Source organism: Streptomyces sp. LS-MS-L19 (genome assembly GCF_058382285.1).
The window spans coordinates 5,042,711-5,056,896 of the sequence record NZ_JBYCLL010000001.1 but is presented as its reverse complement, the minus strand read 5'-3'; the positions used below and the strand labels follow the sequence as shown (position 1 = coordinate 5,056,896).

The following is a 14,186-nucleotide window of genomic DNA, read 5'->3' as shown; positions in this document are numbered from 1 at the left end:
CGTGAAACATCGGAGAACGACGACCATCCGGCGATCACCTGCGTTCTCGCGTCTCACCGTACTCATGTGCCACTGCCGCTGGGCCAGGGTGCATGTGCCATTAGCCTCGGGGCTGTGGCGAGACTTCATCTATTCGACCTCGACGGCACGTTGCTGCACGGGACCACCGCGCCTGTGGAGATCTCACGGCAACTCGGACTCGAAGCCGAGGCAGTGGCGCTCGACCAGGCGATCGGAGCCGGGCTGATCGGCCCGCCCGAGTACGCGCAGCAGGTGTACGCACTGTGGGCGGCCCTGACCGAAGCACATGTGGTCGCGGCCTTCGAAAGCGCCCCGTGGCTGGCGCGTATCCGTGACGTCTGGGCGGAAATCAGGGGACAGGGCGACTACTGCGCGGTGATCTCGCTCTCCCCGTCCTTCTTCGTGGAGCGGCTCACCGGCTGGGGAGCCCATGCCGCATACGGCTCCCGCTTTCCGGCTGTTCCGTTCGTCGAACCCATGGATCCGGCCGGAGTGCTCAGCGCCGCGGCCAAAGTCCTTATCGCCGACCGGTTGTGTGCGGAGTTCGGGGTGACGCGGGCGGACTGCATCGCGTATGGCGACTCAGCCTCCGACAAGGACCTGTTCGGTGCTGTGCCGGTTTCCGTGGCGGTCAATGCCGACCATCATCTGTCCGAGATGTCGACCCACTCCTACACCGGTATGGATCTGTGGGAAGCCTATGAATTGGTGCGCAAGGCCCGTTAATTACGGGGGACTTGTGTGCGAAGCGAAGACCGGTAGGGTCGACTCCGGTTCTTGTCCGTGCAGGGGGGCGGCATCGCCGCGTGGCCGAGAACGGGGCAATGCAGCCTAACGGGGCGGAGAGATCGAAGACCCGCATTTGCCGTTATGAGGCCACGCATCCGTACGCGGTGGGACGCTGCGGTGAGAGTACGAGGAAGTGCGCAGACCGACCGGAAGATGTTCGAGGCGAGGCACACCATGGACGCTCCGACCGCCATGTCGGGCGACAACGGCACTTCCGAGGGTGGCAGCGGCAGCTCCGAGGGCGGGAGTGGCTGGTTCACTCCACAGACGGGACCGGAGGCCGCGGCGGACGCCGAAGCAGCCCCGACGAGCCGGCAGGACGAGCCCGGCCCGGCGCCGTTAGGCGGGACACAAGCCCCGGCGCGGGCACTCGGGGCTCAGACGCACAGGCCCTCCTTCCGGCACTACGCCCACCTGCCCCAGAGCGATCAACCGCCATCCCCGGACGCCGTCCTCATCCGCCGGACCATGGCAGGGATCGCCGACGTGGCCGACAAGGTCACCTCGTACTTCTACGCGCTGCTCTTCGTACGCCACCCCGATCTGCGCCCCTTGTTCCCCGCCGCCATGGACGCCCAGCGGGACCGCCTGCTCAAGGCGCTGCTGACCGCCGCGGAGCACATCGACAACACCCCGGTGCTCGTCGACTACCTCCAGAACCTGGGCCGGGGCCACCGCAAGTACGGCACCCGCCCCGAGCACTACCCGGCCGTCGGTGAATGCCTCATCGGCGCGCTGAGCAAGTACACCCCCGGTGTCTGGAACGCGGAGACGGAAGCGGCCTGGGTGCGGGCGTACACGACGATCTCGCAGGTGATGATCGACGCGGCGGCCGCAGACGAACTGCGCGCCCCGGCCTGGTGGTTCGCGGAGATCGTGGCGCACGACCTGAGGACCCCGGACGTCGCCGTGGTCACCGTCCGGCCCGACCAGCCCTATCCCTTCCTCGCCGGCCAGTACACGAGCCTGGAGACGCCGTGGTGGCCGCGCATATGGCGGCACTACTCCTTCGCCTCGGCACCCCGCTCCGACGGGCTGCTGTCGTTCCACGTGAAGGCCGTCCCCGCGGGCTGGGTCTCAGGCGCCCTGGTGCACCGCGCACGGCCCGGCGACATCATCCGGCTCGGTCCGCCGACCGGATCGATGACCGTGGACCACACCACCGACAGCGGACTGCTGTGCCTGGGCGGCGGCACCGGCATAGCCCCGATCAAGGCGCTGGTCGAGGACGTGGCCGAACACGGCGCACGGCGGTCGGTCGCGGTGTTCTACGGCGCCCGCACCGACCACGACCTGTACGACATCGACACGATGCTCAGGCTCCAGCAGTCCCACCCCTGGCTGTCGGTCCGCGCGATAGTCGACCGGCAGGCCCGTCTCCAGTTCCCGGACGCCGTCCGCGAGTACGGCCCCTGGCACGAGTACGACGCCTACCTCTCGGGGCCGCCCGGGATGATCCGCAGCGGTGTGGACACGCTCAGGTCCATCGGGATCCCGTCCGAACGCATACGCCATGACTCCGTGGAGGAACTCGTCCTGGCGCAGTGAGACCCGGAAAGGGGTCAGCCCAGGTCCGGTGCGTGCATGGCCCGTACGCCCTCGATGTTGCCGTCCAGATAGTGCCGCAGGGAGAGCGGGACGAGGTGCACGGAGGCGATCCCGACCCGGGTGAACGGCACCCTTACGATCTCGTACTCCCCGATGGGCTCGTCCACTTCGGGCCCGTGGCGCAGGGAAGGGTCCATCGACTCCAGGTGGCAGACGAAGAAGTGCTGCACCTTCACGCCGGTCGCGCTGCCGCCTTCGCCGATGTGTTCGACGGTGTCCACGAAGCAGGGGACGACGTCGGTGATCTTGGCGCCGAGTTCCTCGTACACCTCGCGGTGCAGGGCGTCGACGACGGTCGTGTCGGTGGGCTCGACCCCACCGCCGGGGGTCAGCCAGTAGGGATCCATGCCGGGCTTGGTGCGCTTGATCAGGATCAGGTCGTCACCATCGAGCAGGACGGCACGTGCGGTGCGCTTGACCACGGGTCGGACGGTCATGGGTGGAATGTGGCCCGGATGGTTCCACGTGAAACATCGCATCCGGTCACCAGCCGGGCTCACTGGGTGAACAGCGCGAAATGCCTGGTCAGCACCAGTCGGCAGCTGCCCGGAGCAGCCATTCGTGCGCCCGCGCGATATGCGGCATGGCCAGGGTCCCGGTGCGCACCACCAGGAAGTACGTCCGCAGCGGCGGCACGGCGGGCTCATGCAGCGCGACGACGTCACCGCGTTCCAGGGCGGGCGCGCACAGATAGCGGGGCAGCACCGCGAGCCCGGCGCCCGCGACCGCACAGGCGAGCACCGCGCGCAGGTCGGGCACGACCACGGTGCCCGGGGCGGCCGGGCGGGAGTCGAAGACGGCGGCCCAGTAGCGCGAGACGAAGGGGAGCGACTCGTGCACCTCGATCACGGGGATGTTCTCGAAGGCGGGCGCCCGTTTGTCAGCGGGAACGCTCTCCGCTGCCTCCTCTGAGCTGAGCTGACCGTCCCAGCCCGGGGCGGCGACCAGGACGTGCTCCTCGTCGCAGAGCGTGCTGGCGGTGAGCAGCGCGCCTCGCGGACGGGCCGTGCAGATGGCCAGATCGTGATGCCCGGCGGCAAGACCTTCCAGGGTCTCCTCGGCGTTCCCGAAGGACGCCCGCAGGGCGAAGCCCTGGCCGTCCTCGCCGGTCAGCTCGGTGAGCGCGGGCAGCGCGCGCTCGGCGGTGAACTCGGGAGGGCCCGCGAGATGCAGGGTGCGCAGGGAGGACTCGTCGTCGAGACCGGTCTCGGTGATCTCCACCAGGGCGTCGAGATGCGGGGCGGCCTTGTGGGCCAGCTCGTCCCCGATGGTCGTCGGAGTCACGCCGCGGGCCTGCCGTAAGAACAGGGGGCGGCCCAACTGCCGCTCCAGGGTGCGGATCTGCGAGGTGACGGCCGGCTGGGACAGCCCCAGCAGCGCGGCGGCGCGGGTGAAGGAACCGGCCCGGTGCACCGTCACAAAGGTGCGCAGCAAGGCCAGATCCATGGCGACGCCTCCTCTTCCCTGCCCTTCTCCCGGCCTTGAGGCAGGGCCCAACTATAAATATGTCGATAGGTCTCTGTCGCTACTGTGATTGGACACTGACAGAGAGTCAACTAGCCTTGTTCGCGCGGTTCTTCGCGCGTGGAACCGGGGCGGTCCGAGCCACGAGGGGGGAGGCTCGGACCGCCCGTTGTACGTAGCCGGACGTGGACGGACGTCCGTGAGGAAGCCGTGCGGACCGTCAGCCGGCCGACTCGTCCAGCGCCCGCAGCACATCCGCCACCAGGTCCTCGGGATCCTCGGCCCCGACAGAGAAGCGGATGAAGCCCTCCGGCACGTCGTCCCCGCCCCAGCGCCGACGCCGCTCAGCGGTGGAGCGCACCCCACCGAAGCTCGTCGCGTCGTCGACGAGCCGCAGCGCGTCGAGGAAACGGTCGGCACGCGCGCGCGTGGGCAGCGTGAAGGACACCACGCACCCGTAGCGGCGCATCTGCTGCGAGGCGATCTTGTGCGAGGGATCGTCGGGCAGCCCCGGGTAGCGCAGTCCCGTCACCTCGGGCCGGTCCCGCAGTGCCCGGGCGAGCACGAGCGCGCTCGCGTTCTGCCGGTCGACCCGCATCTGGAGCGTGGCGATCGAACGGTGCGCGAGCCAGGCCTCCATCGGCCCCGCGATCGCCCCGACGATCTTCCGCCAGCGGCGTACGGCGTCCATGGCCTCGCCCTCGCGGCCGGTGACGTACCCCAGCAGGACGTCCCCGTGCCCCGTGAGCTGCTTGGTGCCGCTGGCCACGGAGAAGTCCGCGCCGAGCTCCAGCGGGCGCTGTCCGAGCGGTGTGGCGAGTGTGTTGTCCACGGCGACAAGGGCTCCACGCGCGTGTGCCGCCTCGACGAGCCGCCGGATGTCGCACACGTCGAGCCCCGGGTTGGACGGGCTCTCGATCCACAGCAGCCGCGCGCCGTCGAGGACGTCCAGTTGGGCGTCGCCGCCGGTCGGGGCGGTGCGCACCTCGATGCCGTACGCCTCCAGTTGCGCGCGGACGAGAGGCAGCACCTGGTAGCCGTCGCTCGGCAGCACGACCGTGTCCCCGGCGCGCAGCTGGGAGAAGAGGACGGCGGAGATGGCGGCCATGCCCGAAGCGAAGACCAGTGTCTCCACGCCGTCCTGCCCGGGTGCCTCCAGCTCGCCGATGGCGCGCTCCAGCAGGCTCCAGCTCGGATTCGTGTCGCGGCCGTAGGTGTACGGGCCGTCGACCTCCCCCGGCAGATGGAAGTGGGCGGCGAAGGCCGGACCGGGCAGGGTCGGTTCGTTCTTGACCGCCTCGGGCAGTCCGGCACGCACCGCGCGGGTGCCTTCTCCCCTGTCCGCAGCCCTGTCGCTCATGCCACCTGTCCCTTCGTCCGCTCGCGCACCTCGGTGAGCAGACCCTCGCTCGCCGCCTCCACCATCTCAAGGCACTCCTCGAAGTCGTCCAGGCCCCCGTAGTACGGGTCCGGAACGTCGAGGTCGTCGCCCGCGGCGGGGTCGTACGAGCGCAGCAGCCGCACCTTCGCGGCGTCCTCCGGGGTGGGGGCGAGGAGCCGCAGGGTCTTGAGGTGGCCGGCGTCGAGGGCGATGACGAGGTCGAGGCGGGAGAACCAGGACGACCGGAACTGGCGGGCCGTGTGGGCACCGTCGTATCCGTGCTCCTCCAGGACGGACACGGTGCGCGGGTCGGCGCCGTCGCCCTCGTGCCAGCCGCCGGTTCCGGCGCTGTCGACCTCGACCAGGTCGTCCAGGCCGGCCTCCGCCACGCGGGCGCGGAAGACCGACTCCGCCATCGGGGAACGGCAGATGTTGCCGGTGCAGACGAAACAGACTCGGTAGGTCATGCCTCCTCAGTCCTCGTCGGGCAGGACGATGTGGAGGGCCCAGGAGACGATCGAGATGATCAGGCCGCCCAGGACGGCGGTCCAGAACCCCTCGACGTGGAAGCTCAGGTTGAGCACGTCGGAGAGCCACGAGGTCAGCAGCAGCATCAGTGCGTTGACGACCAGCGTGAACAGGCCAAGCGTCAGGATGAACAGGGGGAAGGTCAGGACCTTCACGACCGGCTTGACCAGCCAGTTCACCAGGCCGAAGACCAGGGCGACGAGGATCAGCGTCCAGACCTTCTTGCCGGTGCTGTCACCGGTCAGGGTGATCTTGTCGAGCAGCCAGACGGCGACCGCCAGAGCACCCGCGTTGGCGATCGTCTTGACTAGGAAATTCTTCATGTGTCTGATCGTGGCAGACGAGATCGGTTACGGGTACGACGAGGGCGGACTAAGTCGATGAAGGCATTCCGGTTGGATGAGCTGGAGGCGGAGCGCGCCGCACATGACGGCGCCTACCTGCAGTTCCTGCGGGAGCGGAACATGTCGGTCGGCCTGTACGCACTCGACGCGGGCGCGCAGGACCCGCAGCAGCCGCACCGCCAGGACGAGGTCTACTTCGTGGTCAGCGGCCGGGCCTCGATCACCGTGGGCATGGAGACCACGCAGGTCGCGCGCGGCAGTGTGGTGTACGTCCCGGCCGGCGTCGCCCACAAGTTCCACCACATCAGCGAGGACCTCAGGGTGATGGTGGTGTTCTCTCCCCCGGAGAGTTGACCTCGGACCTCGGGGTTCCCTAGGGGATCAGTCAGGGGAGGACAAGGGGTGCGAGGCCCCCGCCGGTGCCCCTGCCGGCCCTAGCATCGAGTGCAGGACATTGGTGGATCCGGTACCAGAGGGGCCGGACGGTGCCGGACTGCAGAGAGGTTGAGTGCGATGGGAGAGATCTTCGCGGGGATGCCGTGGTGGGTGAAGTGGATCGCGGTGCCGGTCATCGCCCTGGTCGTGTTCGGCGGCCTGATAGCCACGGTCGTCGGCTTCGTCATCGGCCTGCTCTTCAAGCTCCTGGTCTTCGTGGCCCTGGTCGGCGGACTGGTCTACGTCGTACGGAAGTTCATGTCGAGCTCCTCGTCGCGCAGCGACTGGTGAGGGTCCGGAGCGGGCGGGGCGAGCGGTAACGGGAATCGCCTGTTCCCTCGGGCGAGGGAAGTTTCCCGGGCGGGCCGTATACGTGCGGTGGCGGACCGTTAAAGTCCGGAATTCGACGCGGGGACGACCCCCGCGAGCGGCGTACACCCCCTCCCGTGTTCCCCCGCACGGGCTGCCCCCTCGCGCTCCGGGAGTGCCCCTTGGCCACGGTTGACACCGCACCCGCACAGGTCGCCACCTCACCCGCCCAGTTCGACGACCGGCCGACAACGGTTCCGGTACGGCCGACCGCCCCGGCCCCGCCGACCGCCCCGGCCCATCCGGCGGCTCCGGTACGGCCGTCCACTTCTGTACGGCCGTCAGCTCCCGTACAGCGGCGCGCCGCGCCCCCCGCCGAGCAGGCCGAACAGGCCCACTCCGCGACCCTCATCGGGTCGGTCCAGCGGGCGATGCGTCTGCTCGAATCCGTCGCGGAGCACGAACACGGGGCCCCCGCCAAACAGCTCGCCCGCGAGACCGGACTGGCGCTCCCCACGGCGTACCACCTGTTGCGCACCCTCGTGCACGAGGGCTATCTGCGCCGCGACAAGGGCCTGTTCTTCCTGGGCGAGGCGGCCGAGCGGCTGAGCAGCAGCGGTGCCCAGCAGAAACGTCGCAGCACCGTCGTCGAGGCACTCGCGCACTGGCGCGATCTGATCGGAGTGCCGGTCTACTACGCGCAGTACCGGGACGGCGAGATCGAGGTTCTCTGCGTCTCCGACACCCCGGGCAATCCGGCGGTCGAGGAATGGGCCGACTTCCGCGAGACCGGGCACGCGCACGCCATCGGGCAGTGCCTGCTGGCCCAGCTCGACGAGGAGGCCCGACGGGACCACCTCGACCGCTATCCCGTCCGGTCCATCACCCCGTACACCGTGCGCGACCACCACAGCCTGCTGCGACGGCTCGAACGGACCGGGCGGATGGAGCCGGTGATCGAACGTCAGGAGTACGCGCTGGGGACGATGTGCGCGGCGATTCCGATCACGTTGGGTAACGCTGCGGCAACGATGGCCATCTCCCTGCCCGCCCATCAGGCCGACCGGTTGCTGGTCGCCACCCAGCAATTGCAAGAAGAAATCGGCCGCTTGATGGGGTCGCTCGCCATCTCTATCAGTATCTGAAAACTCACTCCTTGTGATCTGTCGTGCACGTTCAGCAAGATTCCACCAGTGTCAGAGGGATCATTCCCGGCCATACGAAGGCAGATGACGGGGTAGGCGATGCGCGAGTCCGTACAGGCAGAGGTCATGATGAGCTTTCTGGTGTCGGAGGAGCTCTCCTTCCGCATCCCGGTGGAGCTGCGCTACGAGACGGATGATCCCTATGCCGTCCGGCTGACCTTCCATTTGCCGGGTGACGCCCCGGTGACCTGGGCTTTCGGGCGCGAGCTGCTGATCGACGGAGTGGGGCGGCCCTGCGGGGAGGGTGACGTACGGGTCTCGCCCGCCGGTCCCGACCTGCTGGGCGATGTGCTGATCAGGCTTCAGGTGGGTGGCGACCAGGCGTTGTTCCGCTCGTCGACGGCGCCGGTCATCGCCTTCCTCGACCGCACCGACAAGTTGGTGCCGCTGGGGCAGGAGACCGCGATGGCCGACTTCGACGCGCATCTCGACGAGGCGCTGGACCGGATCCTGGCGGAGGAGCAGAGCGCGGGCTGACGCGCGGCGGTGGTGAGGTGGCGGAACGCTTCGTCTTCGGGTGGGAGGGCGAAGGAACGCTTCTGCCGAGGGCGGTGGCCGGTGAGTTGGGGCCGCCGTACGCCTCGGGCGCCGTGTCACTGCCGCGTGGGCCGCCGATGACCAGGTGCGTGCCCTGGGCGAGGAGGCGTGCCGTCGGCGAGTACGCCGACGTTGCGGCGGTACGGCGTGAAGCGGCACGCCCGCTGACGGGACCCGGGAGCCCCGGCTCAGCACGCTGTATCTGGTCGGGAGGACGTGTCAGCGCCTGCGGCGGCGGCCCTTTCCGCCCCGGGCCGGGGTCGGCCGGGTGTCGGCCGTTCCCGCGCTCACGCTTGTCGCCGGTGTCGCTGACGCGGCCGCAGGTCCTTCTGCCCCCGCCGCCACCGGCTCCGTCCCCGGCCGGTCGGCCGAGACCACCAGGGCCGCGAGGGCCGTGGTGACCGGTACCGAGGCGACCAGGCCGATCGAGCCGACCAGGGTGCGCACGATCTCCTCCGCCACCAATTCGCTGTTGGCGACCGTGCCCACGCTGGACTGGGCGATCGAGAAGAGCAGCAGCAGGGGCAGCGCGGCGCCCGCGTAGGCGAGCACAAGCGTGTTGACGACGGAGGCGATGTGGTCGCGGCCGATACGGATACCGGCGCGGTACAGCCCCCGCCAGCCCATGGTCGGGTTGGCCTCGTGCAGCTCCCACACCGCTGACGTCTGTGTGACCGTCACGTCGTCGAGGACACCGAGCGAGCCGATGATGACGCCGGCGAGCAGCAGACCGCTCATGTCGATCGACGGATACAGCCCGTGGATCAGGCCGGTGTTGTCGTCCGTGTTGCCCGTCAGCGCGGCCCATCCGATGAACTGCGAGCCCAGGACACCGATCAGGAGCAGGGAGATCAGCGTGCCCAGTACGGCCACGGAGGTACGGGCCGACAGGCCGTGGCACATGTAGAGGGCGATCAGCATGATGGCGCTGGACCCGACCACCGCCACGAGCAGGGGGTTCGAGCCCTGCAGGATCGCGGGCAGGACGAAGAAGTTCAGCAGCAGGAAGCTGACGGCCAGCGCGACCAGGGCCATGACTCCGCGCAGCCGCCCGACGATCACGACGGCCAGTGCGAAGATGCCGGCGAGCAGCCCCATCGGGAACCTGCGGTTGACGTCGGTGACCGAGTACTGGAGGTCCCTGGGCGCCGAGGGCTCGTACGCGACCACGACCTTCTCGCCCTCGTGCAGCTGTCGTGACTGGTCCGGCTGGACGATCTCCGTGAAGGTGCGGCCCTTGTCGTCGCCGGTGTCGACCCGGATCGTCGCCTTCTTGCAGGTGCCGTTCGCCTGCTGCTGGGCCGAGGAGCCCTCGGCGGTCGAGGTGTCCCCGGTCGGGGTCTCCCCTCCGGCGTTCACCGACTTGCAGCTGACGCTCACGACCTTGGTGACCGTGGCCTGCTGGGTCTGCCGGTCGAAACCGACCCCGGTGCGTTCGTGCGCCGGCGCGCCCCCGGGCCAGAGCACGGCGAGCCCGATGACGACGGCCCCGGCGAAGGGGATCAGGATCGCCGCGATGACCTTCCGCAGATGCTTGGAGACGGGAGTCGCCGGGCCGTGGCTGTGACTGTGGCCGTGCGAGTGACCACCGCCACCGCTACCGCCGCCACTGCCTCCGAGATCGGGGCCGTCGCCGGATCCGTGCCCTTGGCCATGCCCGCCATGGGGACCGTGCCCGTGCCCGTCACGCGGACCCTGGCCCTGGCCCTGGCCAGGGCCAGGGCCAGGGCCGTCGTCATGACCGGAACCACCACCGAAGGACTCCCGCTGAGGGGCGGAGCCATACCCGGCCCCGGGCCCTTGACCACCGGCTCCCGCTCCGTACGCGTGCGGGTACCCCTGACCATGCCCCGGCCCCTGCTCCTGCCCGGACAGGCGCCCCTGCCCGGAAACCTGCTCCGGCCTGGGCCCTTGCTCCCGCGACGCGCCAGGTCCCCGCCCAGGCCCCTGCTCCCGCCCAGGCCCCTGCTCTCGCCGAGGCCCCTGCTCCCGCCCAGGCCCCTGCTCCTGCCAGGGCCCGGGCACCTGTCCCGACCCCTGTTCCCGTCCGGGGCCGGGGCCGGGTCCCGGTGGGCGACCGTGCCCGAAAGCGTCCCAGCCCCCGGAATCGGGCTCGCCCGCACGCCCGTTGCCGCCTGCGGGGCCGTTTCCGGAGCCCGGGCGGCGCGGAGGCTCGGGAGGCGGGTACGGGGGCTGATGCGTCGTGGTCACCGACCGATCATCGCAAGAACGAATGGGGCCCCCTGTTCACCGCGCCCGAATTGACGCTAGCGTGGTGGCACCTTTGTACACGCGGGAGCTCGGAGCACCGGGCTGAGAGGGCGCTGACCTCCGTCCCAGCGATGTTTCACGTGGAACGTCATCACACGAGAGTGACGTTCCCCACGAAACGTCGGCAGACGGAAGCCGCTGCGTCGACCGCCGAACCTGTTACCGGGTAATGCCGGCGTAGGGAGTAGGTCTCATGACCATCAAGGACGCACGCACGCCTGCCTCCAGCCAGGACGAACAGTCCATTCAGGGGGAAAACCCCACGCAACACCCCACGGAGGCCGGGAAGTCCATCGGCTGGCACAAGGCGTACGTCGAGGGCTCGCGCCCCGACCTGCGCGTGCCGGTCCGCCAGGTGCACCTCACCAACGGGCAGTCGGTCACGCTCTACGACACCTCGGGCCCGTACACCGATCCGCTCGCCGAGACCGACGTCCGCCGAGGGCTCCCCCCGCTCAGGGAGAACTGGATCGTCGGCCGCGGCGACACCGAGGAGTACGCGGGACGTCCCGTCCGCCCCGAGGACGACGGGATCAAGCACACCTCTCCGCGCGGTGGCAACCTGCGCAACCTCGACGCGGTGTTCCCGGGCCGGCCTCGCCTTCCCCGTCGTAGCCGCGACGGCAGCGCGGTCACCCAACTCGCGTACGCGCGCCGGGGGGAGATCACCCCGGAGATGGAGTACGTGGCCATCCGGGAGAACGTCGAACCCGAGGTGGTCCGTGAGGAGATCGCGGCGGGGCGTGCGGTGCTGCCCGCGAACGTCAATCACCCGGAGATCGAGCCGATGATCATCGGTAAGCGGTTCCTGGTGAAGGTCAACGCCAACATCGGCAACTCCGCGGTGACCTCCTCCATCGAGGAGGAGGTAGAGAAGATGACCTGGGCGACCCGTTGGGGCGCCGACACGGTCATGGACCTGTCCACCGGCCGCAACATCCACACCACCCGCGAGTGGGTGCTGCGCAACTCCCCCGTTCCCATCGGCACGGTGCCGCTCTACCAGGCGCTGGAGAAGGTCGACGGCCGGGCCGAGGAGCTGACCTGGGAGATCTACAAGGACACGGTCATCGAGCAGGCCGAGCAGGGCGTGGACTACATGACGGTCCACGCGGGCGTGCGCCTGCCGTACGTACCGCTGACGGCGAACCGCAAGACCGGGATCGTCTCGCGCGGCGGCTCGATCATGGCGGCCTGGTGCCTCGCGCACCACAAGGAGTCGTTCCTCTACGAGAACTTCGAGGAACTGTGCGAGATCCTCGCCGCCTACGACGTCACGTACTCGCTCGGCGACGGCCTGCGGCCCGGGTCGATCGCCGACGCCAACGACGAGGCGCAGTTCGCGGAGTTGCGCACGCTCGGGGAACTCAACACGGTCGCCAAGCGTTTCAACGTACAGACCATGATCGAGGGCCCGGGACATGTCCCGATGCACAAGATCAAGGAGAACATCGACCTTCAGCAGGAGATCTGCGATGAAGCTCCGTTCTATACGCTCGGCCCGCTGACCACCGACGTCGCTCCGGCCTACGACCACATCACCTCCGGCATCGGTGCCGCGATGATCGCCTGGTGGGGCACCGCGATGCTCTGCTACGTCACGCCCAAGGAGCACCTGGGGCTGCCCAACCGGGACGACGTCAAGACCGGTGTCATCACCTACAAGATCGCCGCCCACGCGGCGGACCTCGCCAAGGGCCACCCCGGAGCACAGGACTGGGACGACGCCCTGTCCGACGCCCGCTTCGAGTTCCGCTGGGAGGACCAGTTCAACCTCGCCCTGGACCCGGACACGGCCCGCGAGTTCCACGACGAGACCCTCCCCGCTGAGCCGGCCAAGACGGCCCACTTCTGTTCCATGTGCGGGCCGAAGTTCTGCTCGATGAAGATCAGCCAGAGCATCACGGAGCGGTTCGGGGGCGCGGCGGCCGAAGGGGCGTCACCCGAGGAGGTCGCGGAGGGAATGCTGCAGAAGTCGAAGGAGTTCGCGGCCAGCGGGAACCGGGTGTACCTACCGCTCGCCGACTGACCGGGCCTGCGGTGCTTCCCCGATGCGGGTTCGGGGGAGCACCAGGATCTGGTGGCGGAGGTGGCGATACGGCTGCTGCCGGACGCCGAACCGGCGGCCGCCTGGGAGCTGGCGCTCGAGGAGGGGGATGACGTCAGGGTGCTGCGGGACGACGAGTCCTTCGGGTTCGCCACGGACGGCGCTGCGGTCGCTCGGAGTCCGGGAAGCTGGTCTCCGTGGTGATCAGCTCCGGCTGTCTTCCCGACCCGCGCATTCTGCGACCCGCCCACTGAGAACCCACGCTCCACCCACTGAGCAGTCTCGCCCCGTCCCACATCCGGCTTGCGCTCCCCGTACGGGAACGCAAGCCGAGGGGCTCAGCCGGACGCGTCACTCCGGCTGGTGTTCCGGCCCCCCGAAGTCCGGGCTGGTGTAGTCCGGGCTGGTGAAGCTCGGGCGGGCACCGGAGGCTCCGTCGTCAGGGCTGCTGAAGCCCGGGCGGTCGTAGCCCAGGCTGGGCATGCGGCTGGTCGGGGCCGGCGGTGCCGTGTGGTGCAGTGCGGCGGTGCCGGGATCCGCCAGGGCCTCCCTGAGGAAGGGGAGGATCCCGCGTTCCAGCAGGGCTTCGCGCCAGGCGTCCTTGGCCCGGGCCACCTCCCCGCTGAGTTCGCCGTACGCCGTGTCCGGCGAGGGGCGGTTGCGCAGGGCGGTGAGCAGCAGGCCGCCCGCGGCGACCAGGATCGCGGCCGCGGTCAGGGCGCCGAACACCCATCCGATGGTGATCATGGCGTGGGCGAACGCCGGCGGTGGGCTGAGCATCTGGAGGATGTAGCCCACGAGCAGGAAGATCGCCGCGGCGATCCCGGCGAGGACAGGCGTCAGAACGGCGGCGACGGCGACGGCGCCCGCACCGGCGGTCTCGGCGACCTCTCCCATGGTGGTGGCGAGCCCCATCGCACCCGTGCCCGAGTCGGCGGGACCGGGTTCGTGCACGGACGACAGGGTGGACGGCGCCGGACGGCGCTGTTCCTCGCGGACCTTCACGTAGTGCTGGTACTCGGTCGCCGCGGCCGCCGTGATGATCGCGGTGGCGTTGAGCGCCATGGTGCGCAGCTGTTCGGGATTCAGCCGCTGTCCGACAGCGGCCAGTTCGGGACGGTGTGGTGCGGAGCGCAGCGCCTCATCGAGGATCCGCTCGTACTCCTGGCGGTCCTCGCTGTGCAGGTGCTGCGGAACGCTGTTCATGTGCATCCCCCGATGCTCCGTAGGGCTTGGGGCTCGCATGC

General features: G+C 69.5%; 15 protein-coding genes. 8 read left to right on the top strand and 7 right to left on the bottom strand.

The genetic code is table 11. From position 1 onward, the window contains the following. The first annotated feature begins 114 nt into the window (after positions 1-114). A complete protein-coding gene (locus AC2XR2_RS22645; protein ID WP_381300305.1) occupies positions 115-747 on the top strand; it encodes an HAD family hydrolase in 633 nt (210 codons plus the stop codon). A 216-nt stretch (positions 748-963) separates the two neighbouring features. Then, positions 964-2,358 carry a globin domain-containing protein gene (locus tag AC2XR2_RS22640; RefSeq protein WP_381300306.1) on the top strand — a complete coding sequence of 465 codons (1,395 nt, stop codon included), beginning with the start codon at positions 964-966 and terminating at the stop codon, positions 2,356-2,358. A gap of 14 nt (positions 2,359-2,372) precedes the next feature. Here AC2XR2_RS22640 and AC2XR2_RS22635 read toward each other — a convergent pair whose 3' ends face one another. The 5 genes from AC2XR2_RS22635 to AC2XR2_RS22615 form a co-directional block, all read right to left on the bottom strand. Further along, positions 2,373-2,855, bottom strand: coding sequence for an NUDIX hydrolase (locus tag AC2XR2_RS22635; protein WP_330265762.1), 483 nt, complete (start codon positions 2,853-2,855; stop codon positions 2,373-2,375). A gap of 88 nt (positions 2,856-2,943) precedes the next feature. Beyond that, complete coding sequence (locus tag AC2XR2_RS22630; protein ID WP_381300307.1) at positions 2,944-3,864, bottom strand: LysR family transcriptional regulator; 921 nt, start codon at positions 3,862-3,864, stop codon at positions 2,944-2,946. Between the two features lie 238 nt (positions 3,865-4,102). Continuing rightward, complete coding sequence (locus AC2XR2_RS22625) at positions 4,103-5,242, bottom strand: cystathionine gamma-lyase (RefSeq protein WP_491516137.1); 1,140 nt, start codon at positions 5,240-5,242, stop codon at positions 4,103-4,105. Further along, positions 5,239-5,730, bottom strand: a complete 492-nt coding sequence (locus AC2XR2_RS22620) for a low molecular weight protein-tyrosine-phosphatase (RefSeq protein WP_491516136.1) — start codon at positions 5,728-5,730, stop codon at positions 5,239-5,241. Before AC2XR2_RS22620 ends, AC2XR2_RS22625 begins: the two co-directional genes overlap by 4 nt. A 6-nt stretch (positions 5,731-5,736) precedes the next feature. Next, positions 5,737-6,114, bottom strand: coding sequence for a phage holin family protein (locus AC2XR2_RS22615; RefSeq protein WP_330265766.1), 378 nt, complete (start codon positions 6,112-6,114; stop codon positions 5,737-5,739). A 57-nt stretch (positions 6,115-6,171) separates the two neighbouring features. Here AC2XR2_RS22615 and AC2XR2_RS22610 point away from each other — a divergent pair, with 57 nt between their 5' ends. The 4 genes from AC2XR2_RS22610 to AC2XR2_RS22595 all read left to right on the top strand — a co-directional run bounded on the left by AC2XR2_RS22610 (position 6,172) and on the right by AC2XR2_RS22595 (position 8,561). Then, positions 6,172-6,489: a cupin domain-containing protein gene (locus tag AC2XR2_RS22610; protein WP_330265767.1), complete on the top strand. Its 318-nt coding sequence runs from the start codon at positions 6,172-6,174 to the stop codon at positions 6,487-6,489. Between the two features lie 159 nt (positions 6,490-6,648). After that, entirely contained in the window at positions 6,649-6,861 is a 213-nt protein-coding gene (locus tag AC2XR2_RS22605; protein ID WP_020119530.1) for a DUF5326 family protein, read from the top strand. Between the two features lie 428 nt (positions 6,862-7,289). Continuing rightward, on the top strand, positions 7,290-8,024 hold the full coding sequence (locus AC2XR2_RS22600) for an IclR family transcriptional regulator (RefSeq protein ID WP_491518483.1): 735 nt from the start codon (positions 7,290-7,292) through the stop codon (positions 8,022-8,024). Between the two features lie 99 nt (positions 8,025-8,123). Beyond that, the gene (locus AC2XR2_RS22595; protein WP_330265768.1) at positions 8,124-8,561 is read left to right on the top strand and encodes an SsgA family sporulation/cell division regulator; all 438 of its coding nucleotides are present in this window, start codon (positions 8,124-8,126) and stop codon (positions 8,559-8,561) included. Between the two features lie 279 nt (positions 8,562-8,840). Here the strand turns inward: AC2XR2_RS22595 and AC2XR2_RS22590 are convergent, their stop codons facing one another. After that, positions 8,841-10,496: a YibE/F family protein gene (locus tag AC2XR2_RS22590; protein ID WP_491518482.1), complete on the bottom strand. Its 1,656-nt coding sequence runs from the start codon at positions 10,494-10,496 to the stop codon at positions 8,841-8,843. A gap of 589 nt (positions 10,497-11,085) precedes the next feature. Between AC2XR2_RS22590 and thiC the strand changes: the two genes are divergently transcribed. Continuing rightward, complete coding sequence (gene thiC / locus AC2XR2_RS22585; protein WP_491516135.1) at positions 11,086-12,921, top strand: phosphomethylpyrimidine synthase ThiC; 1,836 nt, start codon at positions 11,086-11,088, stop codon at positions 12,919-12,921. A gap of 51 nt (positions 12,922-12,972) precedes the next feature. Next, complete coding sequence (locus AC2XR2_RS22580) at positions 12,973-13,143, top strand: DUF4241 domain-containing protein (protein WP_491516134.1); 171 nt, start codon at positions 12,973-12,975, stop codon at positions 13,141-13,143. 147 nt (positions 13,144-13,290) lie between these two features. On the opposite strand, the gene AC2XR2_RS22575 is transcribed toward AC2XR2_RS22580, so the two are convergent. Continuing rightward, complete coding sequence (locus tag AC2XR2_RS22575; protein ID WP_330265772.1) at positions 13,291-14,151, bottom strand: hypothetical protein; 861 nt, start codon at positions 14,149-14,151, stop codon at positions 13,291-13,293. Positions 14,152-14,186: the final 35 nt, after the last annotated feature.

What these genes read in the sequence shown, in the direction of transcription:
- AC2XR2_RS22605 (WP_020119530.1), top strand. Translation starts at nt 6,649, where the DNA reads ATGGGAGAGATCTTCGCGGGGATGCCGTGGTGGGTGAAGTGGATCGCG.
- AC2XR2_RS22640 (WP_381300306.1), top strand. Translation starts at nt 964, where the DNA reads ATGTTCGAGGCGAGGCACACCATGGACGCTCCGACCGCCATGTCGGGC.
- AC2XR2_RS22620 (WP_491516136.1), bottom strand. Translation starts at nt 5,730, where the DNA reads ATGACCTACCGAGTCTGTTTCGTCTGCACCGGCAACATCTGCCGTTCC.
- AC2XR2_RS22635 (WP_330265762.1), bottom strand. Translation starts at nt 2,855, where the DNA reads ATGACCGTCCGACCCGTGGTCAAGCGCACCGCACGTGCCGTCCTGCTC.
- AC2XR2_RS22630 (WP_381300307.1), bottom strand. Translation starts at nt 3,864, where the DNA reads ATGGATCTGGCCTTGCTGCGCACCTTTGTGACGGTGCACCGGGCCGGT.
- AC2XR2_RS22615 (WP_330265766.1), bottom strand. Translation starts at nt 6,114, where the DNA reads ATGAAGAATTTCCTAGTCAAGACGATCGCCAACGCGGGTGCTCTGGCG.
- AC2XR2_RS22610 (WP_330265767.1), top strand. Translation starts at nt 6,172, where the DNA reads ATGAAGGCATTCCGGTTGGATGAGCTGGAGGCGGAGCGCGCCGCACAT.
- thiC (WP_491516135.1), top strand. Translation starts at nt 11,086, where the DNA reads ATGACCATCAAGGACGCACGCACGCCTGCCTCCAGCCAGGACGAACAG.
- AC2XR2_RS22595 (WP_330265768.1), top strand. Translation starts at nt 8,124, where the DNA reads ATGCGCGAGTCCGTACAGGCAGAGGTCATGATGAGCTTTCTGGTGTCG.
- AC2XR2_RS22625 (WP_491516137.1), bottom strand. Translation starts at nt 5,242, where the DNA reads ATGAGCGACAGGGCTGCGGACAGGGGAGAAGGCACCCGCGCGGTGCGT.
- AC2XR2_RS22575 (WP_330265772.1), bottom strand. Translation starts at nt 14,151, where the DNA reads ATGCACATGAACAGCGTTCCGCAGCACCTGCACAGCGAGGACCGCCAG.